Here is a 20904-nt window from a genome sequence, read left to right on the forward strand (position 1 = left end):
GTACACTCCCCGCCATGACCCGTTTTGCCAGCTTCGATGCTCGGGAGCGGCGACGCGGCGGTAGTGCTCTCGTCACCGGGACTGAGGTGACCTCCCAGCAGGGAGGGGCAAGTTGTGTTGTCACGACGGATTCTGAGTCTCCCCGGCTGCTTCGCCAAAACAGCCAAGTGCAGTCGATCGAACTGCGCACCCACGTCTTCATCGACTCGCTGCAACCCCAACTTGCGGCCTACATGGGGTCGGTGAGTCAAGGATTCCTCCCCATTCCTGGAGACGCCTGCCTCTGGATGGAGGTTTCTCCGGGCATGGCGGTTCACCGCGTCACCGACATTGCTCTGAAAGCCAGCAATGTTCGCCTCGGCCAGATGGTGGTGGAGCGGGCTTTCGGTTCGATGGCCCTCTATCACCGCGACCAGAGCACTGTTCTCCATTCGGGAGATGTGGTGCTGGAAGCGATTGGCAGCACCATTGAGCAGCGTTCTCCAGCAGAGGTGAGCTGGACCGAAGTCATTCGAGCGATAACGCCGGACCACGCCGTGTTGATCAACCGCCTCAACCGACGCGGTTCCATGATTGAGGCCGGGATGAGCATGTTCATCCTGGAGACTGAGCCGGCGGGGTATGTGCTGATTGCTGCCAACGAGGCTGAAAAATCCTCGAATATCACTTTGGTGGATGTGAAAGCGGTGGGTGCCTTTGGACGCCTCACCCTGGCGGGGCGTGAAGGTGATGTTGAGGAAGCGGCGGCAGCTGCGATGCGCGCCATCGACCATGTCAACCGAAACGCAAGATTGCGCTGACCGCTCTGCTCGCTGATCGTTGAGCTCAGTTCAGGCCAAGAAGTTGGCGTAATTGAGGTGCAAGAGCTCGTGCTGCTTTGCCACGACTGCCCAGTCGGCTGAGTTGTGCCGGGTTCAGTTCGCCATAGGTGCAACGGGCTTCACGCACCCAGAGCAAGGATTCAAAGCCGCCACCTGGGTAGGCCGGTGCGCTGAGGAGCTCACCCCAGCAAATCCCCTCTGCCGCCGCTCGGCACGTCCCTGTGGGGTCGCTCAGCACCATCGTGCTGCGGAAGCAGGCGCTGCGATAAAGGGACGGGCCTAGCTCCGCAAGGATTCTCTGGACTTTGGCGTCGTTGCCTTCGGCATATCGGGCGGAGAACAGTCCAGGCGCGCACTGGAGTGCATCCACTTCAAGCCCGGAATCGTCTGCAAGCGCCCAACCTTGAGTTCGCAGTGCTGCTGCAGTGGCCTTCAGCTCGGCGTTTTCCCGGTAGGTGCTTCCTGTTTCCTCAACGTCCAGGTCTTCGGGTTGACGCTGAACGTGGATGGGAAGCGGACCCAGCATGGCCTCAATTTCAGCAACCTTGGTGGGGTTACCCGTGGCAATGGTGAGCTGAAGCGACAAGGGGGCCGATAAGTGAGGGCCTCCATTGTGCGGGCTGATTGGGGGGTAGGACTTAAAAATCTCTGGATTCGACCCAGCAACACGCATTTGGGTTGAACATTCCACCCCTCAGCAAGGCTTTGGGAGCGTGTTGCAGCGTGAAGCTATGGAGTTTCACCACGCTCGACAACGACTTGTGCGGATGTGATCACAGGAACCACCACAGCAGACCGGAACAGTGAGGCACTGCGTGATAAGCCCAGCTTATTTAGTTCACTATGGACAGTGATCAAGAAAGTCTTCCAAATCGCTTGACGGGAAGGGTTCTGGCGGAGCAATGTCCCCAGCGAACATTCCACCTCTTTTCCCGGTAGGCAATGGCTAACGAAACCATGGGCATCGCCCTCGGCATGATCGAGACCCGCGGTCTGGTCCCCGCCATCGAGGCAGCTGATGCCATGACCAAGGCTGCCGAAGTGCGCCTGATTGGTCGCGAGTTCGTCGGTGGCGGTTACGTCACCGTTCTGGTGCGCGGCGAAACCGGTGCTGTGAACGCTGCAGTGCGTGCTGGCGCTGATGCTTGCGAGCGCGTCGGTGACGGCCTGGTTGCTGCACACATCATTGCCCGCCCCCACCGCGAAGTGGAGCCTGCACTGGGCAACGGCAACTTCCTTGGTCAGAAGGACTGAGATCTTCCGCTGAGCCTCTGACGAGGCACGCGAACGTCTCACCCTCTTCACCGACCTAACGGAGTTTTCCCATGAGCAAGAAGTACGACGCTGGGGTCAAGGAGTACAGGGATACCTACTGGACTCCTGATTACGTCCCCCTCGACACCGACCTGCTGGCCTGCTTCAAGTGCACCGGCCAAGAAGGTGTGCCCAAGGAAGAAGTTGCCGCTGCTGTGGCTGCTGAATCCTCTACCGGCACCTGGTCCACTGTGTGGTCCGAGCTCCTTACCGATCTCGACTTCTACAAAGGCCGCTGCTACCGCATCGAAGACGTCCCTGGTGACAAGGAGTCTTTCTATGCCTTCATCGCTTACCCCCTCGACCTGTTCGAAGAGGGTTCCATCACCAACGTTCTGACCTCCCTGGTCGGCAACGTCTTCGGTTTCAAGGCTCTTCGCCACCTCCGTCTGGAAGATATCCGCTTCCCGATGGCGTTCATCAAGAGCTGCTACGGCCCGCCGAACGGCATCCAGGTCGAGCGCGACCGGATGAACAAGTACGGCCGTCCCCTGCTGGGTTGCACCATCAAGCCGAAGCTCGGCCTGAGCGGTAAGAACTACGGCCGCGTTGTCTATGAGTGCCTGCGCGGCGGTCTGGACTTCACCAAGGACGACGAGAACATCAACTCCCAGCCCTTCCAGCGTTGGCAGAACCGCTTCGAATTCGTTGCGGAAGCCATCAAGCTGTCCGAGCAGGAGACCGGTGAGCGCAAAGGTCACTACCTCAACGTGACTGCCAACACTCCCGAGGAGATGTATGAGCGCGCTGAGTTCGCCAAAGAACTCGGAATGCCGATCGTCATGCACGACTTCATCACCGGTGGCTTCACAGCCAACACCGGTCTGTCGAAGTGGTGCCGCAAGAACGGCATGCTCTTGCACATCCACCGCGCCATGCACGCGGTGATCGACCGTCATCCCAAGCACGGCATTCACTTCCGCGTTCTCGCCAAGTGTCTGCGTCTGTCTGGTGGTGACCAGCTCCACACCGGCACCGTGGTCGGAAAGCTGGAAGGTGATCGTCAGACCACCCTCGGCTACATCGACCAGCTGCGCGAATCCTTCGTGCCCGAAGACCGCAGCCGCGGCAACTTCTTCGATCAGGACTGGGGTTCCATGCCTGGTGTGTTCGCCGTTGCTTCCGGCGGTATCCACGTCTGGCACATGCCAGCACTGGTCGCCATTTTCGGTGACGACTCCGTGCTGCAGTTCGGTGGTGGTACCCACGGTCACCCCTGGGGCTCCGCTGCAGGTGCTGCTGCCAACCGTGTGGCCCTCGAGGCCTGCGTCAAGGCACGCAACGCCGGTCGCGAGATCGAGAAGGAAAGCCGGGACATCCTCATGGAAGCCGGTAAGCACAGCCCTGAGCTGGCCATCGCTCTCGAGACCTGGAAGGAGATCAAGTTCGAGTTCGACACCGTCGACAAGCTCGACGTTCAGAACTGATCGTTTCTTCGGCCGGTTGATGCAACCGGCCACCCCTTTTTCTTAAACCCAGGATCCCCATGCCTTTCCAGAGCACCGTGGGTGACTATCAAACAGTCGCCACCCTGGAGACCTTCGGCTTCCTCCCGCCGATGACCCAGGACGAGATCTACGACCAGATCGCGTACATCATTGCCCAGGGTTGGAGCCCGCTCATCGAGCACGTCCATCCCAGCAACTCCATGGCCATCTATTGGTCTTATTGGAAGCTCCCCTTCTTCGGTGAGAAGGATCTGAACGTTGTCGTCAGTGAGCTCGAGGCTTGCCACCGCGCATACCCCGATCACCACGTGCGCATCGTCGGTTACGACGCCTACACCCAGAGCCAGGGTGCCTGCTTTGTGGTCTTCGAAGGACGCTGATCCTTCGGACCCATGGTTCTGAGCCCTGACCTGATCAGGGCTCCAGCTTTTTTCGGAGGGGCAAGTGCCCTTCCACCTCACGACGACTCCCTCGGGCGGACATGGCAAGACTCTCCAGTCGCGAACTCGCATTAGAACGCCGTAAGGCGCTGACCACTTCCGGTAAGAAGTCCTCAGCTGCAGCTGGTACAGGCGCCAACCGTGTTCGCACCGTTGATGACGCCCGTCCCACCCGCACGAACGCGGCTGCAGTTGCTGAGCCTGCTTCCGCACCTGTTGTTCCCGCTGCTGTAGCTCCGCAGCGAACAACTGCGTTCACCGCTGCTCCTTCCAAGCGCAGTTCACCGGTCAAGACCCATCGCGATGCCAGTCGTGATCTGGTGCTTGCACGCCGGGAGGCCCTGTCCCGTCGCGGCAAAACCGCAGACACCAGCCGCGATCGCAACCGCGCTGATGTTGCCCGTCAAACCAAAGCTGCTCCAGCTCCTGCACCCGCTGAAACCACCAAGAGTTGTGGCTGTGGAGGCAAGCGCGCTGCCGAGAAGACTGCACTGACCTCATTGAGTGCATCAGCCCCCAAGCTTTCCGTGCGTTCGGAACGTCGTGCATCGGCCCCCAAGCGTCGTGCGATCGAGAATCCCAGTCGTGCCCTCGTTTTGGCCCGCCGCGACGCCATGGCAAAGCACGGCAAAACCGCCGGTAAGCAGTCCACCAGTGCCGCTGCTGTTGCCCGTCAGGCCAACCCTGATCTCACCAGCCGTGAGCTGGCGCAGCAGGTGCGCGAGTTGCGCACCAAGGCCGGTGCTCGCAACAAGCAGAGTGCCGGTGTTACTCGCCCCACCGGTCCCAACCGCCATGGCGCCAAGCAGGCTGCTGCCGCTGATGCCCATTGGAAGGTTGGTGAAAGCACCACCACTGCTGGTCAAACAGTGACCGGCACCCAGGCCAACCGCTCGGTCAAAACCACCGGTAACGAAGCCAGCACCTGCCGATCGATCACAGGTACGGAGTATCTGGGGGCTGAAGTCTTCCAGACCTTCTGTCAGACCGCTCCGGCTGCCACGACTCCAGCCAAAGTGCGTGTGACGGCCACCAGCCATGGCAACCGTGTCACCGGCAATGAAGTGGGCCGCTCTGAGAAGGTCACCGGTGATGAGCCTGGCACCTGCAAGAGCGTGACCGGCACCGAATACATCTCAGCCAATCAGTCTGCTGCCTACTGCGGTGGAGGTGTGAGTTCCCCCCGCAAGGTGGGTCACAGCCTCACGGAACAAGGTCGTCCCGTCAGTGGCGTGATGGTGGGTCGTTCCGCCAGTGTCACCGGCGACGAAGCCGGTGCAAACCGCAGCCTCACGGGCGATCAGTACCTCGGTTCTGATCCCCTCCCCGAAGGCCGTCCGGCAGCCAAAGTCGGTTTGTCCGGCACCCTTTCGGGTACGGGAGTTACTGGAACCTTGGTGGGTCGCTCCTCCCAGGTCACCGGTAATGAATTCGGCTCCTGCCACCGCGTGACAGGTGATCAATACATCAGTGCTGAGCAGGTCAATGCCTTTTGTGGCGGCAAGCCTGAGCCTGAAGCTGCCAAAGTTGGTTTCAGTGTCACCAACCGCAACCAGGTGGTGAGCGGAACCCGCACCGGCCGTTCGGAGCACGTCACAGGTGACGAGCCCGGTAGCTGCCAGGCCGTCACGGGAACTCCTTATGCAGGCCTCGAGCAGGCCGGCCAAAACTGCGGCACTCCCGCAGTCCAAGCCATTCGTGAGCGCACCCCTGTGCGTCCCGGAACCCCTTCCGCTGCGATGACTGGGATTCAACCCGGAGTCGGCGGTGTCATGACTGGGGATAAACGCGGCGCTTGTGAAGCGGTTACCGGCACTCCTTATGTCGGCGCTGATCAGTTGGCCGCTGCCTGTGGCGCTGATGCCCCTGCCGGCACCGACACCCACGGTCAATCCCCTGAGGGTGCTGCCTGGACCCGTTTCAGCGTGGTTTCTCCCGCCCGCGCTGCTCAGCAGCAGCGTGATGCACGCTCCGGTGTAACCGGCACGTCTTACGAGGAGGGGAATCGCATCACCGGCCCTTTTGACATGGCTGGCGGCAAGGTGACCGGTACCGAGCAGTTTCGCTTCGATAACCGCGAGTTCCAAAACCGCCAGCAACAACGTCAGTTCCAGCCCACCGTTGCTGTAGTCAGTGAGCCCACGGACAAGCCCGCATCGCGGGTCACCGGTGAAGGGTCTTCTACCAAGATCACAGGCGATGACTGGGATCGTGGGGAGCATGTGACCGGTACAGAGGGTGCATCTGCGCGCCGTCGCAATCCCAGCCGTCCTGGTCCGATGAGTGCCATGTCCTCATTTGAGCGCAAGCGCAATGAAGAGACCGAATGGCCTGTTAGCCGGGTCACTGGTTCCAGCGGTAACACCGAGAAGGGGTCCCTGATCACCGTCTCCGGCGGCGCACGGGGCTGATTCATTGATGGTTCGCTCCAAGCCTTTCCGTGGCGGGCGACCTCAGGCCCCCTCGGCTCCAACCCGTCTCCAGCTTCAGCAGCTGGCCAACATCACTGATCCCGCAGAGATGGCTCCGGATATGGAGTCGTCGACCCGCCAGGCTGCTTTGCAAAGGCGTCGTGCCTTAACAACCTCTGGCAAAGCAGCGCAATTGGATCGTGGTTCGGTCGCTGCAGGCCGGGTTCGCTCCAGGAACGACGCTCAGCGTCCTGCTCCGTCCCAGCCCGGTTGGGTGCGGCGGGAGAAAGCAGCCACCCGGTCTGTTCCTTTCAATCTGAGTCGTAGCTCACTGCCGATCACCCATCGGCGTCATCCGCTCACGGATGCAGCGGCCAATGGCCTTCTGCAGGCCTACGAGCAGGAGATCAAGGGACGTTTCGATCGGATCGTTCCCCTGCTTCAGCAGGTTTCAGCGTTGCAGCATGAAACCGATTTCATCCCCCAGGCCCAACGGCTTTGCAGGTCAGAACTCGGTTTCGACTTGCCGGATCACATCCTTCAGAGGGCTTGGGTGCGTCCTCTCGACATGCGCGCCCTTTTCGCATGGTGTGTCTTTGAAAGCCATCGCTTGTTCAGCGACCGCTTTTTCCAGGACGACCCCCTGAGTGGAGCCACTGGCAGTGATGCCTCCAGAGAGTTTGAACAGTTCCTGCTCGACTGCGGCATTCATCTTCTTGATCTGACCCCCTGTGCTGACGGGCGCCTTGCGCACACCGTGGCCTACGCCCTGCGCATTCCCTTCAGCGCTGTGCGTCGACGCTCCCATGCCGGCGCCATGTTTGACGTGGAAAACACGGTGAATCGTTGGGTCAAAACAGAGCATCGTCGCTATCGCGAAGGCGCTCCGAATCCCTCCACCGAACCAACCCGCTATCTGAAGGTGGTGACTTACCACTTCAGTTCCCTCGACCCCTCCCACCAGGGCTGCGCTGCCCATGGGAGCAACGATGAATTGGCGGCTTCGGCTGGTCATCAGCGACTGCTGGATTTCCGTGAGTCGGTTGAAAACAGCTTCTGCTGTGGTGCTTCCGTTGATCTTCTCTTGATCGGCCTCGACACCGACACCGATGCGATCCGTGTTCATCCCCCGAGCCGTGACAGCGAAATGGTCCTCGACCATTGGCTTTGCGCCAGGGAACTGCATGCAGCCACGGCATCCATGACTGCCGATCAGGCCATGGCTCAAATTGCTGAAGCCGTCGAAAGCTCCGCACCTGCCCCCATGGATGCGGGGATGGTGGCCTTCCTGACCCGATTGATCGCCAACAACATCTCCCAGATCGATTACGTGCAGGATCTGCACGGTGGTCCCTATCCGGATGCTGGCCACGCGGAGCGTTTCATTGGTGTTGGTATCGGTTTCAAGGAGGTGCATCTGCGCAACCTCACTTATTTCGCCCACCTCGACACCGTTGAGGAGGGAGCTCCTGATCTCGATGTGGGGGTCAAAATTTTCAAGGGCCTGAATGTGGCGCGGGATCTTCCGATTCCGATCGTGGTGCGTTTCGACTACTCAGGCCGTGTCCCGGGAGCCCGAGAACGGGCCATCGCTGATTGCCAACGGGTGAATGAGGCCATCGCCGATCGCTATGCAGCTCTCGTTAACGAGGGTTTGCTCCACACTTGTCTCACCATTCGCGACCGTAACCAGACGGCTCCGGCCGAGGTCGTCGGTTCCACCCTCGACCCGCAACTTCCGGAGGCTCACTGATCATGCTCATCGTCAAGGTCATCAAGCCGCTCGTCTCCACCAACCGGATCCCCGATTTCGAGCACAAACATCTCCAAGTGGTTCTCGATGGCAGCACCAAGAAGGTGGCCGTCGATGCTGTCGGTGCGAAACCTGGCGACTGGGTGATCTGCGTCAGCAGCTCAGCTGCCCGCGAAGCTGCCGGAAGCAAGTCGTACCCAAGTGACCTCACGATTGTGGGGATCATTGATCACTGGGAACCCGATCCGCCGAAGACCTCGGCGCCCTCTCCTTCGCCCAGCCCTAGCAGCAAGCCTGCAGGAGGCAAAGCCAGCTGATGGAAATCATGCAGGTGATGGGCACGTTGATCTGCTCCTACAGGGTTGCAGGGCTTGATCACATGCATTTGCGCATTCTGCGCAACAACAAGGGCAAGAAGCTGGTGGCCGTCGATCCCGTTGGTGCCCGTGAGGGCAACTGGGTGTTCACCGCCAGCGGTTCGGCGGCACGGCATGCCTGCCCTGACAACACCGTCCTCACCGATCTGACCATCGGTGGAATTATCGATTTTTGGAATCCGGACGGATAGGGACCACCCATCTACCTCCGCCGTTTCCGTTCCGTTTCCACACCTACACAGCCATGGCTACTCCTTCCCCTACTCCCCGTCGTCGCACCACCCGCACTTCTGCTGCGGCGAACAAGACCGTGGATGTGAAGCCAGTGGCCAGCACTTCTGCAGCTGCATCTACCCCCGCCAAAGCTGCTCCTGCAACAACAACTTCCCGCGCGACCACGACGACGCGCCGCAGCAGTGGATCCAGCACGGGTTCAGGTGGCAGATCGGCGGTGGCTAAACCCGCTGCGACGCCTTCCCCCACAGTCCCCGGTGTGGCCTTGGGCTTGATCGAAACCCGCGGGATGGTTCCTGCCATTGAGGCAGCCGATGCGATGACCAAGGCTGCGGAAGTCACCCTGATCTGCCGTGAATATGTGGGTGGTGGTTACGTCACGGTGATGGTGCGCGGTGAAACCGGTGCCGTGAATGCCGCTGTGCGTGCTGGTGCTGATGCCTGCGAGCGGGTCGGTGATGGCCTCGTTGCCGCTCACATCATTGCCCGCCCCCACAACGAGGTGGAACCGGTGTTGGCCGGTAGTGGTGCAGCCCGCCGTAGCTGAAGGTAAAAAAGCCACCTCATTGCCGTTCACAAAGAGCTCTTTTGCTGATGACCGGCCCTTAGATTCGCCGGCCATCTAGCGACCAGCTCGATCATCATCCCGCTCGCTGTTTTGACTCCGGAGCTTTCGCTACCTCAGCAGACCGCCTGGTTGATCCCGCTCTACGGGTTCATCGGGATGTTGGTCTCTCTGCCTTGGGCCTGTGGCTGGTTCCGGCGTGATGCGCATCGACCGGCGGCGTATCTGAATATTTTCCTGACCCTGGTGGCCTTCGTTCACGGAAGCCTGATCCTGCAGGAGGTTTACCAATCAGGGCCAGTCGATCTGGCCTTCCCCTGGCTCACTGTGGCCGACCTGGAGCTGGATATCAGCTTCAGCCTTTCGCTCACCAATCTGGTGGCCCTCGAGTTGATTACGGGCCTCAGCCTGCTGTCTCAGGTCTATTCCCTGGGATACATGGATAAGGAATGGGCGTTGGCCCGTTTCTTTGCGCTGCTCGGGTTCTTTGAGGGGGCGATGAGCGGCGTTGTGCTCAGCGACTCCCTGTTCCAAAGCTATTTCCTGCTGGAGATGCTGACGCTCTCCACTTATCTGTTGGTGGGCTTCTGGTATGCCCAACCCCTTGTGGTGACCGCCGCACGGGATGCCTTCCTCACCAAGCGCGTTGGTGATGTGCTGCTGCTGATGGGTGTGGTGGCGCTCTGCAGCTACTCCGGCGTGATGGGGTTCAACGATCTCTATGCCTGGGCCGCCCAGGACACCCTCTCCCCGCTGGCGGCGACGCTGTTAGGCCTGGGTCTGGTCGCAGGGCCCACGGGCAAATGTGCCCAGTTCCCCATGCACCTCTGGCTGGACGAAGCCATGGAGGGCCCGAATCCCGCCTCGATTCTCCGCAATTCGGTTGTGGTGACCTGCGGCGCGATTGTGCTGTTGAAGGTGATGCCGATCCTGCAGCTCTCTCCCATCGCTATCGGCGTGATGCTCGTGATCGGCAGCATCAGTGCGATCGGTGGCTCCCTGGTGGCCCTGGCCCAGGTCGACATCAAACGAACGCTGTCGTACTCCACCACTGCTCATATGGGTCTGGTCTTCATCGCCATTGCGCTGCAGATCCCGGTGCTGGCCCTGTTGCTCCTGTTCACCCATGCCGTCTCCAAAGCTCTGCTCTCGATGAGCATCGGTGGGGTGATTGCCTCCACCAACTGCCAGGACATCACGGAGCTGGGTGGTCTGGGCAGCCGGATGCCTGCCACCACCACAGCCTTCCTGGTGGGGGGTGCCGGCCTGGTCGGTTTCCTTCCTCTGGGTGGTTTCTTGGCGCTTGCTCAGTCGATTGAGTTGCTGAGCGTGCGCTCCGTGCCGTTCATGGCCGTGTTCTTGCTCACCAATGCCCTCACTGCCGTTGGGCTGGTTCGGGTGTTCCGCCATGTGTTCATGGGTAATGCATTGATCAAGTCCCGGCGGGCTGCGGAGGTCAACTGGCAGATGGCCCTGCCGATGGTGGCGCTCACCGTGATTGTGCTGATCACGCCGCTGCTGCTGGTGCGGCTTGAGTCTCTCGATGGTTTGCTGGCCTTCCCCCTCTGGGCAGCAGCGCTTGTGGTGGGAAGCGGCCTGCTGGGACTGCTGGCCGGTGCGGTGCTCCCCTTGAGCAAGGCCTGGTCCCGATCGCTCAATCCACTGTTGCGCTGGTGGCAAGACCTCTTGGCCTACGACTTCTACACCGAGCGCTTCTATCGACTCACCATCGTCAATGTGGTGGCTGGCTTCTCCCGGCTCGCCTCCTGGTTCGACCGAAATGTTGTAGATGGGCTGCTCAATGGGGTGGCTCGCTTCTCCCTTGCCAGCGCCGACAGCCTCAAGCTCAGCGTCAGCGGCCAGAGCCAGTCCTATGTGCTCACGGTGCTTCTGGCCATCGTTCTCTTCCTCACCGCGGTGAGCTGGTTCCTCACCTGATCGCCTCGAGATGCTGCTTTCCCTTCTCCTCCTGATCCCCTTCCTCGGGGCCCTCGTGTTGATCCTTTGGCCAGGATCGCCATCGAGCGCACGCTTGCGCGACGTCTCCATCGTGGTGCTGGTGTTTCAGTGCCTGGTGAGCTTTGCGCTGTTGTTGCCCTTTGATGCAGCCGATGCCGGCCTGCAGCTGGTGGAACAGGCCCGCTGGGTGCATGCCATTGGCCTGGATTACGCCCTAGCGCTGGATGGCTTGTCACTGCCGCTGGTTCTGATGAATGGGGTGCTTTGCCTGGTAGCCGCCATCGCGTCTCGCACGATCGAGAACCGCCCCCGTGTGTATTTCGCCCTGTTGTTGGTGATCTCCGGCGCCGTAAATGGAGCCTTCCTGGCCCAGAACCTGCTGCTCTTCTTCCTGTTCTACGAATTGGAACTCATCCCCCTGTGGATGCTGATCGCGGTTTGGGGCGGTGCCAATCGTGCCTATGCCGCCACCAAGTTTTTGATCGTGACGGCCGTTTCAGGGGTTCTGATCTTGGGGGCTTTCCTCGGCATCGCCCTGGTCACCGGGACCATGGACTTCAGCCTTCGCCCCATCCTGGCTGGTGAATTGGGCATGACGGCCCAGCTGATTCTCATGGGGGCTCTGCTGATCGGCTTTGGCATCAAAATTCCCCTCTTCCCTTTCCACACATGGCTTCCGGATGCCCACACCGAGGCGTCAACGCCGGTGTCGGTTCTCCTGGCTGGCGTTCTCCTGAAGCTTGGAACTTACGGTTTGCTCCGCTTCTGCCTCGGCTTGTTCCCGGAAGCCTGGCAGGTGGCTGCTCCATGGTTGGCGGGATGGGCTGCAATTTCCGTGCTTTACGGATCCCTGGCGGCGATCGCCCAGACCGACATGAAGCGAATGGTGGCTTACAGCTCCGTGGGCCACATGGGTTATGTGCTGCTTGCCGCCGCCGCCGCCACACCGCTTGGCCTGATGGGTGCTCTCTTCCAGATGGTCAGCCATGGCCTGATCTCTGGGGTTCTGTTCCTCGTGGTGGGTGTCGTCTACGCCCAAACCGGGACCCGCGACCTCAATGTTCTCCGTGGCCTGTTGAATCCCCAGCGCGGCCTTCCCCTTACTGGATCACTGATGATCATTGGCGTGATGGCTAGCGCCGGAATTCCGGGGATGGCGGGCTTCATCTCCGAATTCCTGATTTTCCGCGGCAGTCTCCAACCTTTCCCCCTGGCCACGTTGCTGTCCATGGTTGGGTCAGGCCTAACGGCTGTCTATTTCTTGTTGCTGGTGAACCGTGCCTTCTTCGGTCGCCTAGCGATTGCCCCCGGCGAGGTTGTGAATCCCCGTATCCTCAACCCTGTGGCGTTGCGGGAGCAGTTTCCAGCCATCGCCCTGAGCCTTGGTGTGCTGGTGCTTGGCCTCGCTCCTGATCTGCTTTCGAACCTCAGTGAAGCGGCTACAACGGGCCTCAGCCTGATCACCGGAGATCTGTCATGACCCCGACATCCGTGTCCCCCGTTCAGCCCCCGGTTTTACCGTGTCAGGAGGAGCTGATCCGCCGGCTGCTCAGCGATACGCCGCTGCTCAAAGACACCCCCGATCATCTGCTTCAGGTAGTCAATGTCTTGGAGAGCTACGGCCTGGTTCTCGATGCTTACAGCAAGAACTTGGTGGACCAGGGCGAGAAGCAGATGCTCAACCCCTTCCCGGTGTTCCGCTTTTTCCATGAGGGGTTCAGCGTCAAGCGCCTCTGGAACCACCTGATGGGTGACCGGATCAATTTTGAGTACGCCGAGTACTGCCAGAAGGCGATGTTCTGGCACGGCACCGGGGGGCTTGATGCCTACCTGGACACGCCCGAATTTGCAGAGGCCTGCCAGCGGGTCATCAAGCGCAAGTCGGCTCGAGATCCGCTACTCGCTCTGAACAACCGCCTCTATCCCGACTTCGCTCCTGAGGCCATTCGGTCGCTCACCACGATCTACTGCCTCGGCTTGTTTTGGCGGGTGATGAGTGACATCTTCATCGACCTGGCGCGTCGTTATGCGATTAAGGAAGTCACCTGCGTCAACGATGTGGTGCATCACATCCGTGACGGTTTGGTGGCGGCTGCGGGAAGCCCGATTGAATACAAGGTGTCGATCGGCGGTGAAGAGATCTGGGTTTTGCCGCCCGAAGCCGGCCTCACCTTCCTGATGGATGTGGCGGTGCCCTACGTGGAGGCTGTCTTCTTCCGAGGCATGCCCTTCTTGGGAACGGTGTCGTACAACGCCCAGGCACGACAGATCTCACCAGACATCAGTGATTTCAAGTACGGCGCCCTTTACGCCGATCCGATTCCGAGCATGGGTGCGGGGATTCCCCCCAGCCTCTGCATGCAGGACATGTACCGCCATCTGCCTGAGGAACTAAGCCTCTGGTACGACGACCACGGTCGGGGGCAGACCGATGTGCATGTGCAAATCTGCGTCAGCTTCCAGAAGTCGATGTTCTGCGTCACCAATGCCGCCATCGCTGGAACGATGCCCTATCCGCTCGACAGCGATGATCCCGAGCAGCAGGCGGCCAATCGGGCCTATGCGGAGTCCTGGGCCGGGCGCTTGATGGGCTGCCAGCGGGTGGCGCTCCTCTAGGTTTTCAACAGGTTCAGGCTGATCGGGGGTCTCTGATGAATCAGTGGCATGAGCGGAAACGACCCGTGTGCCTCGAATGTCGCTTTGAGTTCGATAGCTACGACGCCACCCGCGATTTTCTCGACAGGCTTGGCGAGCACAGCGAGGCAACCCAGCGCTTTCCCGATATCAGCTTCGGACGCACCTACGTGAACATCACCCTTCGTCCTGAAGAGGACAGTCCCGATGCACAGCTGAGCGAAGCCGATCGTGCCTTTGCCGCAGAGATCGATGCCCTCCTCTGTTGATCTGGCATCGGCCTATGCCGATTCCGGTTTGGCTGAGGTGTTGGACCAACTCGATCGGGAGCTGATCGGACTCGCCCCTGTTAAGACGCGGATCCGTGAGATCGCTGCCCTGCTCCTGGTGGATCAGGCTCGTCAGCAATTGGACCTGCCCAGTACGGCACCCAGTTTGCACATGTCGTTCACCGGGCACCCCGGAACCGGTAAGACCACTGTGGCGCAGCGGATGTCGCAAATCCTGCACCGTCTGGGCTACCTGCGCAAAGGCCATGTGGTCACGGCCAGCCGTGACGATCTGGTGGGTCAGTATGTGGGCCATACCGCCCCCAAAACCAAAGAGATGCTCAAGCGGGCCCAGGGCGGTGTGCTGTTTATCGATGAGGCCTACTACCTCTACAAACCGGATAACGAACGCGACTACGGCGCCGAGGCGATTGAAATTCTTCTGCAGGAGATGGAGAGCCAGCGCAGCGACGTGGTGGTGATCTTTGCGGGCTACAAAGATCGGATGGAGACGTTCTATAGCTCCAATCCCGGTCTGTCCTCACGGGTGGCCCATCATCTGGATTTTCCGGATTACAGCGACGACGAGTTGATGGCGATCGCAGGCTTGCTTCTGGATGAACAGCATTACCAATTCAGCGCTGAGGCCGAAACAGCTTTCTGGGACTACGTGTCTCGCCGGCGTCAACTGCCCTTCTTTGCCAATGCGCGCTCGATTCGCAATGCCTTGGATCGGGCCCGTCTTCGTCAGGCCAACCGTTTGTTTTCGCGGATGGGGGAGTCCCTGACCAGGCTGGATCTCACCACGATTGAGGCGGCAGATATTCGGGCCAGTCGTGTGTTCAATGGCGAGGTGGAGGGCCACCATCCGGGGAAACATGAAGCCTGATCAGTTGAGCCATGCCGAGGCCAATGAGAAGGCCTGCGGCGCCGTGCCCCTGCAGTAGGGCGAGCCCCAGCACCAGAACAGCCAACGGCGCCGGCAGCACGTAGCGGTACAACGCACCGGTGAGTGCTCCGCACCAGCTGCCAAGACTGCCCAGATCCGGAAGGAGCAGATGCAGCCCCATCCCGATCGCGCAGGCGACCAGGAACAGGGGAAAAAACACCCCCCCGCGCCAACCGGTCTCCAGACACAGGCCCAGCATCAGCAGTTTCACCATCGCGGAGAGCAGCAGGAGCCAGGCCTCATTCGAGTTCTGGCCTTCCAGCAGGGGCCGCATCTGGTCTTCTCCTGCGAAGGGAACCAATGGCAGCCAATGCATGCAGGCCCCTAGCAGCAAACCGGTCAGCAGCGGCCACCAGGGCCAGTGGGCCAGGAGTTGGCGACGCTCGAGCCAGCCTTGCCAGCGCAGCAGCAGCCAACCCAGCCCGCAGCCGATTACTCCTCCCAGTGCGCCTGCGCTCAGGGTGCCGAGGTCTTCCCCCAGAGTGCTGGGCCAGATGTAGGGGAGCCGTTGGAGCGATCCGCCGCTGGCGGCACCGATGCCATGAAATGCAGCAAAACCAGCCAGGCCGCCGAGGCTGCCCGGCAGCCAGCGGTCGAGGAAAGTCTGTCTTCTGTTCGGTTGGGGGGCTTCGCCAACAACAGCACCCCCCAGGAGTGGTGCCCCGAACATCCCGAGGCTTCCCGCCACCGTTGCCGCCTGGAGTTTCTGGTCTCGCCCGCGCCAAATCCTTTGGCTGATCAGTGCGGCCATGCGGCTCATTAGGGCCTCCGGCCCGACGGCACCTCCACCGATCTGGGCCAAGGCCGCTCCAAGAAGACCACGGCCCTCATCGCGCTTCGGAGCCTGGTCGGGATGATTCAGATCGTTCAGCGTCTCCCGGAGCTCAGGCAGCAATGTGGTGGGGCCTGGTCGATGCAGCAGCGACAAGATCAAGCCGCAGCCGCCGCAGATGAGCAGCGACCAGCCCAGGGGCAGGCCGCGGTCCAACCCTTCCAGGACTGGGTCTCCCCAGAGCAGCCGGCTCAAGCTGTCGATCCAGCCCATACCAAGAGCGACACCGGCGCCGCTCAAGGCTCCGGTGAGCAGAGCCATCAGGCTGAGTCGAAAGGGAGTCACCAGTGCGGGTCGGTGGCGAAGTCAACGGAGAGTTTCGCTGATTTCGAAGCGGGCACGGTGCTGATGCAGGCGCGCACCACCTTGCCGTTCACCTCGATTTCGCAAGCCCCACAGCTGCCCCCCAGGCAGCCGGTGGGAATGTTGATGCCTGCTCCATTGGCGGCCACCAACCAGTCCTGACCGATGCGTTCCTGAGTTGTGCGGCCATCGGGCCAGCGCACGGGGATCGAGGTCATGGCTGGAGCAATGGTGCAAGGTTCACATGCTGCTCGAAGGCGTCGGCCAATCGATCCAGCAAAAGGTCACGGTGCGCGCTGTGGTTCTTGGGCTCGTTGGGCAACGGCTGGAGACCACGCTGCCGGCGCAGGCTGTTGAGCCAGGCTCGTCTCCAGGGGCCATTGTCGAGCAAACCGTGTAGGTAGGTGCCCACCACGCTCGATTGCTTCGGGCCGGGAGTCCACCAACCCAAGCCAGGGTCGCTGCTCAGCGGCTGAAGACCGGGGTCTGGTGTGGTGGTTCCGTAATGCAGTTCAAATCCTGTCAGCTGCGTGTCCATGGGCCAAAGGCTGTGGATGGTGCGCTGGCGCAGGCTTTTCGTGCCGGTGAACGTGGTCGCGAAGGGCAGGAGTCCCAATCCGCTCTGTAGCCCCATCTGATCGATGCCCTCGAGCCCCTCAGGGTCGTTCAATGTTTGGCCCAGCATCTGCATTCCGCCGCAGATGCCCAGGACGGAGCCACCAGCGCGGGCGTAAGTCTTGAGTTGGTCGCCGAGTCCGCTGTTGGTCAACGCCTCCAGATCGCGCAGCGTCTGTTTGCTTCCCGGAAGAATCACGGCATTGGGCTCCCCCAGTGGTTCACCGGGCTGAATCCAGCGCAGCCTCACGCTGGGTTCAGCCTCCAGAGGGTCGAGGTCGGAGAAATTGCTGATGGAGGGCAGTCGCAGCACAGCGATCTCCAGATCGGTGGCCCCGCGGGTGGGTTTGCGTTCCAGCAGATCGAGGGAATCTTCTGGCGGGAACAGATCGTTGAGCCAGGGCATCACCCCCAGCACCGGAACCCCGGTGTTGGCTTCCAGCCAGCTTCGACCCTCATCAAAAAGCTCACGCCGGCCGCGGAAGCGGTTGATCAGGATGCCCTTGATCAGGGGTCGCTCCACCGGTCGCAGTAGGGCGAGCGTGCCGACGACCTGGGCAAAGACTCCGCCTCGCTCAATGTCGGCCACCAGCAGACAGTTGGCCCTTAGATACTGGGCCAGGCGCAGGTTGGTGAGGTCGCGGCGCTGCAGATTCACCTCCACAGGGCTGCCCGCCCCCTCCAGCACCAGCCGGCCCTGGGGCCATTGCTGCTGAAGCTGCATCAGCCCGGTCCGGATGGCCTGCCAACCCGGACGGAACCAGTCGCGGTAGTAGTGCTCTGCGCGGGCTGTCCCCACGCTCCGGCCCCCATGGATCACCTCACTGGTGCTGTCTCCCCGGGGTTTGAGCAGCACTGGATTCATGGCGCAGCAGGGCTCAAGACCTGCCGCCCAGGCCTGCATGGCCTGGGAGTAGGCCATCTCACCGCCATCGGCATCCACCCAGGCGTTGTTGCTCATGTTTTGCCCCTTGAAGGGCAGCGCCTGTTCTCCCCGTCGTTGGAGCACCCGGCATAACGCGGCCGTCATCAGTGATTTGCCAGCCCCGCTTGAGGTGCCAAGCACCATGAGAGGGCGAGGAGTGGTTTGCATTACAACGGCCAGTGCCGACGCAGGCTGTGACGCAGTCGATCCAGCACTGGGATCTGACGCTGCAGAATTGCAGGATCTTCATCCAGAAGCTGGCGACCCAGGGGGGTGAGTCTGAAGCGGCTGGTCAGCCCCTGCCCATCCACTTCCCGGCGCAGCACGCCAACACTGATCAGCCAACGGAGATCGTCTTCGAGGGCCTCGCTGTTGCGGAACCAGCGCTCCTTGCGGCCGTAGCGGTCCGGCTCGCTCCAGAGGTCGCCAGCATCCAAGCCTCGCTGCTGAAGATCTCGGTAGAGGGCCTCCGAGAAGGGCAGACATCCCATCGCCCTGCAGGCCCGGCTGCGGCTGCGTTGATCCAGCAGGTCTGTGGGGTGAGCGATGGCGAAGCCTCCCGTCCCTGGCAGCCTAAGGAGCGTTGTTCGGTGGTGTGTTTCCGTGCTCTTGCTTGCTTCCGCCTCGCCGGCGCGTCGCCGCTTGCTGGAGCAGGCGGGAGTTCCGCATAGGGTGCGCGTCAGCGGTGTGGATGAGGCGCAGATCCACCATGCAGATCCAGCAGAGCTGGTGAAATTGCTGGCTCAGGCCAAAGCTGAGGCGGTGGCTCAGGCGCTTGATCCTGTTGGCGATGCCGAGATCACTGCGGTGCTGGGATGCGACTCCGTGCTCAGTTTTGAGGGGCAGGTGTTCGGTAAGCCTGCGGGGCCAGGGGAAGCGATTGAGCGTTGGCAGCGGATGGCTGGTGGATGTGGATCGCTAATGACGGGTCATTGCCTGATTCGTCGAGGCCAACCTGTGGTGCTGGCCTGTGTGGAGACGGTGGTGCGGTTTGCGCCGCTCAGTCAGGCCGAGATCGAGGCCTATGTGGCCAGTGGAGAACCTCTGCAATGTGCCGGTGGTTTTGCCCTTGAGGGCCGCGGCGGACTGTGTATTGATGGCTTGGATGGCTGTTATTCGAACGTGATCGGCCTCAGCCTTCCTTGGCTCCGAACTGTCTTGGGACAACAGCTGGCGTAGTGCGCATCATGGGGTTCCACTGAGTTTTTTGCCCGTGGTGCGTTGGTTCCGGCGGCTGATCACTGTCGGATTGGCTTTGGTGCTGGCATTGCTGATCGGCCCTGTGGCCAGTCGAGCCTCCTTGATGGATTTGATGCCTCAGCTGGAAGGCCAGGGTTCGGTCCAGGAGCAGCTCAATCAAACCTTGGAAGGCAAGTTTGAGCTCGCCAAAGTGCGCATTCTTGGAGTGCCGGCGATCAGTGTCGCCAGCCCGGTTCCTCTCGGTGATCGCACCACCATCGCGGCATCCACACGAGCCCGGGTGATTGAAGGCAACCTTCGGGCCCTGTACGACCCCAATCAGCTGTGCAGTTTCAGCGAGCGCGTCAGCGAATGGATGCTGGATTCTCTCCTTCAGGTTGAAGATCAGATCTGCAGTGCCGGTCAGCGTTATGGCTTGGTCCGCTCGGGTGATCCTCTGAAGCTGGTGGTGCTGCGCGAAGGTCGAGGACCCTATGAACTGGCTGCGCTTCTGCCAGGTCGGGATCAGCCGTTCCCGTTGCTGACGGTCACCACCGCTGATGCCGAGATCAATGGTGCCAAGGAGCTGGCACTGGCTCAGGCCTGGCGCGCGCGATTGGAGCAACGGTTGAACCATGCCCGAAGGGTGTATGCGCCGGCTCAGTTGATCCGACGCTTCCGCATGGCATTGGTGCTGGAGCTGCTGTTGGGACTGCTGGTGGTGGCCACCACAATCCTTTGGAACCGGATGCGGCAAAGGATTACGCGCCTGCAGCGGGAACTCTTGGAGAAGCGGCAGCGGCTAAAGCGGGTGGAGATTCGCCTGCATGCCGAGCAGGCGCTCACGATCGCTTTGCTGATGCTGATCATCACCGAATTGGTGTTGATGCTGGCGTTGGGCGTCAGTGCGATCCCCGGTCAGGTTCCTTTGGGGATTGAGTTGATGCTTCAGCCCTCCTTGGCGGTCGCCAAGCTGCTGGTCCTCACCTTGGCCACATTCCTGCTGCGCAGCCTCAGCATGTTTCTGCTGCGGCAGTGGATGGCCGATGTGGATGTGCCGCCGCAGGAGCAGGCCCGCCGTCAGCAGCGCTACCGGAGTCTGGTGCGCGTCACCCATCGCCTGATCGATGTGATGGGGGTGTTGTTGGTGAGCCTCTGGATCGTGCTGGATATTCCCGGTGTCCGCTCCACGTCGGCATCTCTGTTACTCGCTGGAGGTGCACTGCTGGGTGCACTGGCGTTCGTGTTTCAGGGCGTGCTGCGTGATTTTTCGGCTGGCCTGTTGATGCTCCTGGAGGACCGCTGTGCCATCGGCGATTGGGTGGAGGTGGATGGCATCGATGGGGAAGTGATGGATGTTGGCCTGTTTGGCACCCAGATCCGCTGCCTGGATCAGCGGGTCAACATCCTCAACAACGCATCCATCCTGCAGATGCGCAATCACACCAAGCTGCGATCCGGCAGCTTGGTGACGTTGTTGATTTCACATCGCCAGCCTGATCTGGAAGTGGTGTACCGCGTTCTCGACGCTGAGATTGACGCCTTCCGTCACGACCCAGTTTGGGGAAGTCGGTTGATCAGTGAGCCGGTGCTGCGGGGGGTGAAGCGCACCTCTGCCCTCGGCGTGCACATGCAGGTGTTGTTGATCACCAAAGCAGGAGAGCAGTGGACCACTGAGCGTGAATTCCAACGCCGTGCCCTCCGGGCCTTGCATCGCCGTGGGGTTCTCTTAGCGGACGGTTTGGACCTTTCCTCTTCAACAGTTGTTGATCTCGGTACCCGTTAGACCCAAGCTTCAGCTGGCTTGGGTCGGTGCCCAGAGCTTGCACCGCTTCTCGAAGTCTCACCTTGCTGGTGCTGCATCCTGCTTTATTGA

At 61.0% G+C, this 20904-nt stretch carries 21 protein-coding genes; 16 read left to right on the forward strand and 5 right to left on the reverse strand.

Annotated features, from left to right (window positions below; genetic code table 11):
• Positions 1 to 14: 14 nt before the first annotated feature.
• Positions 15 to 800 (forward strand): BMC domain-containing protein, encoded by a 786-nt coding sequence (locus DXY30_RS12140; RefSeq protein ID WP_115023891.1) that lies wholly within the window; start codon positions 15 to 17, stop codon positions 798 to 800.
• Positions 801 to 825: 25 nt separating this feature from the next.
• Here DXY30_RS12140 and DXY30_RS12145 read toward each other — a convergent pair whose 3' ends face one another.
• Positions 826 to 1407: a non-canonical purine NTP pyrophosphatase gene (locus tag DXY30_RS12145; RefSeq protein ID WP_115095159.1), complete on the reverse strand. Its 582-nt coding sequence runs from the start codon at positions 1405 to 1407 to the stop codon at positions 826 to 828.
• Positions 1408 to 1763: 356 nt separating this feature from the next.
• Here DXY30_RS12145 and DXY30_RS12150 point away from each other — a divergent pair, with 356 nt between their 5' ends.
• From DXY30_RS12150 to cbbX, 13 genes are all read left to right on the forward strand, one after another.
• The gene (locus DXY30_RS12150) at positions 1764 to 2075 is read left to right on the forward strand and encodes a BMC domain-containing protein (RefSeq protein ID WP_006169870.1); all 312 of its coding nucleotides are present in this window, start codon (positions 1764 to 1766) and stop codon (positions 2073 to 2075) included.
• Positions 2076 to 2146: 71 nt separating this feature from the next.
• Positions 2147 to 3562: a form I ribulose bisphosphate carboxylase large subunit gene (locus DXY30_RS12155; RefSeq protein ID WP_115023888.1), complete on the forward strand. Its 1416-nt coding sequence runs from the start codon at positions 2147 to 2149 to the stop codon at positions 3560 to 3562.
• A 59-nt stretch (positions 3563 to 3621) separates the two neighbouring features.
• Positions 3622 to 3963 (forward strand): ribulose bisphosphate carboxylase small subunit, encoded by a 342-nt coding sequence (locus DXY30_RS12160; RefSeq protein WP_115095160.1) that lies wholly within the window; start codon positions 3622 to 3624, stop codon positions 3961 to 3963.
• Positions 3964 to 4064: 101 nt separating this feature from the next.
• Positions 4065 to 6434, forward strand: a complete 2370-nt coding sequence (locus DXY30_RS12165) for a CsoS2 family carboxysome shell protein (RefSeq protein WP_115095161.1) — start codon at positions 4065 to 4067, stop codon at positions 6432 to 6434.
• Between the two features lie 7 nt (positions 6435 to 6441).
• Complete coding sequence (locus DXY30_RS12170; RefSeq protein WP_115095162.1) at positions 6442 to 8187, forward strand: carboxysome shell carbonic anhydrase; 1746 nt, start codon at positions 6442 to 6444, stop codon at positions 8185 to 8187.
• A gap of 2 nt (positions 8188 to 8189) precedes the next feature.
• A complete protein-coding gene (locus DXY30_RS12175) occupies positions 8190 to 8504 on the forward strand; it encodes a carboxysome peptide A (RefSeq protein ID WP_115095163.1) in 315 nt (104 codons plus the stop codon).
• On the forward strand, positions 8504 to 8755 hold the full coding sequence (locus DXY30_RS12180; RefSeq protein ID WP_115095164.1) for a carboxysome peptide B: 252 nt from the start codon (positions 8504 to 8506) through the stop codon (positions 8753 to 8755). The genes DXY30_RS12175 and DXY30_RS12180 overlap by 1 nt, the downstream gene beginning before the upstream one ends.
• A gap of 53 nt (positions 8756 to 8808) precedes the next feature.
• Positions 8809 to 9345: a BMC domain-containing protein gene (locus DXY30_RS14635; protein ID WP_115095165.1), complete on the forward strand. Its 537-nt coding sequence runs from the start codon at positions 8809 to 8811 to the stop codon at positions 9343 to 9345.
• Between the two features lie 111 nt (positions 9346 to 9456).
• A complete protein-coding gene (locus tag DXY30_RS12190) occupies positions 9457 to 11301 on the forward strand; it encodes an NAD(P)H-quinone oxidoreductase subunit F (protein WP_115095166.1) in 1845 nt (614 codons plus the stop codon).
• Positions 11302 to 11311: 10 nt separating this feature from the next.
• Positions 11312 to 12802 (forward strand): NADH-quinone oxidoreductase subunit M, encoded by a 1491-nt coding sequence (locus DXY30_RS12195; protein ID WP_115095167.1) that lies wholly within the window; start codon positions 11312 to 11314, stop codon positions 12800 to 12802.
• Positions 12799 to 13938 carry a CO2 hydration protein gene (locus DXY30_RS12200; protein WP_115095168.1) on the forward strand — a complete coding sequence of 380 codons (1140 nt, stop codon included), beginning with the start codon at positions 12799 to 12801 and terminating at the stop codon, positions 13936 to 13938. Before DXY30_RS12195 ends, DXY30_RS12200 begins: the two co-directional genes overlap by 4 nt.
• A gap of 35 nt (positions 13939 to 13973) precedes the next feature.
• Positions 13974 to 14225, forward strand: coding sequence for a 4a-hydroxytetrahydrobiopterin dehydratase (locus DXY30_RS12205; RefSeq protein ID WP_115095169.1), 252 nt, complete (start codon positions 13974 to 13976; stop codon positions 14223 to 14225).
• The gene (cbbX, locus tag DXY30_RS12210; protein WP_115095170.1) at positions 14209 to 15114 is read left to right on the forward strand and encodes a CbbX protein; all 906 of its coding nucleotides are present in this window, start codon (positions 14209 to 14211) and stop codon (positions 15112 to 15114) included. Before DXY30_RS12205 ends, cbbX begins: the two co-directional genes overlap by 17 nt.
• Here cbbX and DXY30_RS12215 read toward each other — a convergent pair.
• Genes DXY30_RS12215 through DXY30_RS12230 form a run of 4 tightly spaced genes read right to left on the reverse strand, consistent with a single transcriptional unit; the run spans position 15068 to position 18340 of the window.
• Entirely contained in the window at positions 15068 to 16291 is a 1224-nt protein-coding gene (locus DXY30_RS12215) for a chloride channel protein (protein WP_115095171.1), read from the reverse strand. The genes cbbX and DXY30_RS12215 overlap by 47 nt on opposite strands.
• Positions 16288 to 16527, reverse strand: a complete 240-nt coding sequence (locus tag DXY30_RS12220) for a 2Fe-2S iron-sulfur cluster binding domain-containing protein (protein WP_115095172.1) — start codon at positions 16525 to 16527, stop codon at positions 16288 to 16290. The genes DXY30_RS12215 and DXY30_RS12220 overlap by 4 nt, the downstream gene beginning before the upstream one ends.
• Positions 16524 to 18017 carry a cobyric acid synthase gene (locus DXY30_RS12225; protein ID WP_371638808.1) on the reverse strand — a complete coding sequence of 498 codons (1494 nt, stop codon included), beginning with the start codon at positions 18015 to 18017 and terminating at the stop codon, positions 16524 to 16526. The genes DXY30_RS12220 and DXY30_RS12225 overlap by 4 nt, the downstream gene beginning before the upstream one ends.
• A complete protein-coding gene (locus tag DXY30_RS12230) occupies positions 18017 to 18340 on the reverse strand; it encodes an Npun_F0494 family protein (protein ID WP_244281397.1) in 324 nt (107 codons plus the stop codon). Before DXY30_RS12230 ends, DXY30_RS12225 begins: the two co-directional genes overlap by 1 nt.
• Before the next feature lie 112 nt (positions 18341 to 18452).
• Here DXY30_RS12230 and DXY30_RS12235 point away from each other — a divergent pair, with 112 nt between their 5' ends.
• Positions 18453 to 19028, forward strand: a complete 576-nt coding sequence (locus tag DXY30_RS12235) for a nucleoside triphosphate pyrophosphatase (protein ID WP_115095175.1) — start codon at positions 18453 to 18455, stop codon at positions 19026 to 19028.
• A gap of 34 nt (positions 19029 to 19062) precedes the next feature.
• Positions 19063 to 20814, forward strand: coding sequence for a mechanosensitive ion channel family protein (locus tag DXY30_RS12240; protein ID WP_244281398.1), 1752 nt, complete (start codon positions 19063 to 19065; stop codon positions 20812 to 20814).
• Positions 20815 to 20904 lie beyond the last annotated feature (90 nt).

The sequence above is a fragment of the Synechococcus sp. UW106 genome (genome assembly GCF_900474015.1).
Classification (GTDB): Bacteria; Cyanobacteriota; Cyanobacteriia; order PCC-6307; family Cyanobiaceae; genus Parasynechococcus.

Excerpts from the sequence above, each read along its gene's own strand:
- DXY30_RS12155 (WP_115023888.1), top strand. The coding sequence starts at position 2,147 with ATGAGCAAGAAGTACGACGCTGGGGTCAAGGAGTACAGGGATACCTAC.
- DXY30_RS12140 (WP_115023891.1), top strand. The coding sequence starts at position 15 with ATGACCCGTTTTGCCAGCTTCGATGCTCGGGAGCGGCGACGCGGCGGT.
- DXY30_RS12195 (WP_115095167.1), top strand. The coding sequence starts at position 11,312 with ATGCTGCTTTCCCTTCTCCTCCTGATCCCCTTCCTCGGGGCCCTCGTG.
- DXY30_RS12170 (WP_115095162.1), top strand. The coding sequence starts at position 6,442 with ATGGTTCGCTCCAAGCCTTTCCGTGGCGGGCGACCTCAGGCCCCCTCG.
- DXY30_RS12150 (WP_006169870.1), top strand. The coding sequence starts at position 1,764 with ATGGCTAACGAAACCATGGGCATCGCCCTCGGCATGATCGAGACCCGC.
- DXY30_RS12200 (WP_115095168.1), top strand. The coding sequence starts at position 12,799 with ATGACCCCGACATCCGTGTCCCCCGTTCAGCCCCCGGTTTTACCGTGT.
- DXY30_RS14635 (WP_115095165.1), top strand. The coding sequence starts at position 8,809 with ATGGCTACTCCTTCCCCTACTCCCCGTCGTCGCACCACCCGCACTTCT.
- DXY30_RS12160 (WP_115095160.1), top strand. The coding sequence starts at position 3,622 with ATGCCTTTCCAGAGCACCGTGGGTGACTATCAAACAGTCGCCACCCTG.
- DXY30_RS12180 (WP_115095164.1), top strand. The coding sequence starts at position 8,504 with ATGGAAATCATGCAGGTGATGGGCACGTTGATCTGCTCCTACAGGGTT.
- DXY30_RS12220 (WP_115095172.1), bottom strand. The coding sequence starts at position 16,527 with ATGACCTCGATCCCCGTGCGCTGGCCCGATGGCCGCACAACTCAGGAA.
- DXY30_RS12205 (WP_115095169.1), top strand. The coding sequence starts at position 13,974 with ATGAATCAGTGGCATGAGCGGAAACGACCCGTGTGCCTCGAATGTCGC.
- DXY30_RS12230 (WP_244281397.1), bottom strand. The coding sequence starts at position 18,340 with ATGGGATGTCTGCCCTTCTCGGAGGCCCTCTACCGAGATCTTCAGCAG.
- DXY30_RS12165 (WP_115095161.1), top strand. The coding sequence starts at position 4,065 with ATGGCAAGACTCTCCAGTCGCGAACTCGCATTAGAACGCCGTAAGGCG.
- cbbX (WP_115095170.1), top strand. The coding sequence starts at position 14,209 with ATGCCCTCCTCTGTTGATCTGGCATCGGCCTATGCCGATTCCGGTTTG.
- DXY30_RS12175 (WP_115095163.1), top strand. The coding sequence starts at position 8,190 with ATGCTCATCGTCAAGGTCATCAAGCCGCTCGTCTCCACCAACCGGATC.
- DXY30_RS12225 (WP_371638808.1), bottom strand. The coding sequence starts at position 18,017 with ATGCAAACCACTCCTCGCCCTCTCATGGTGCTTGGCACCTCAAGCGGG.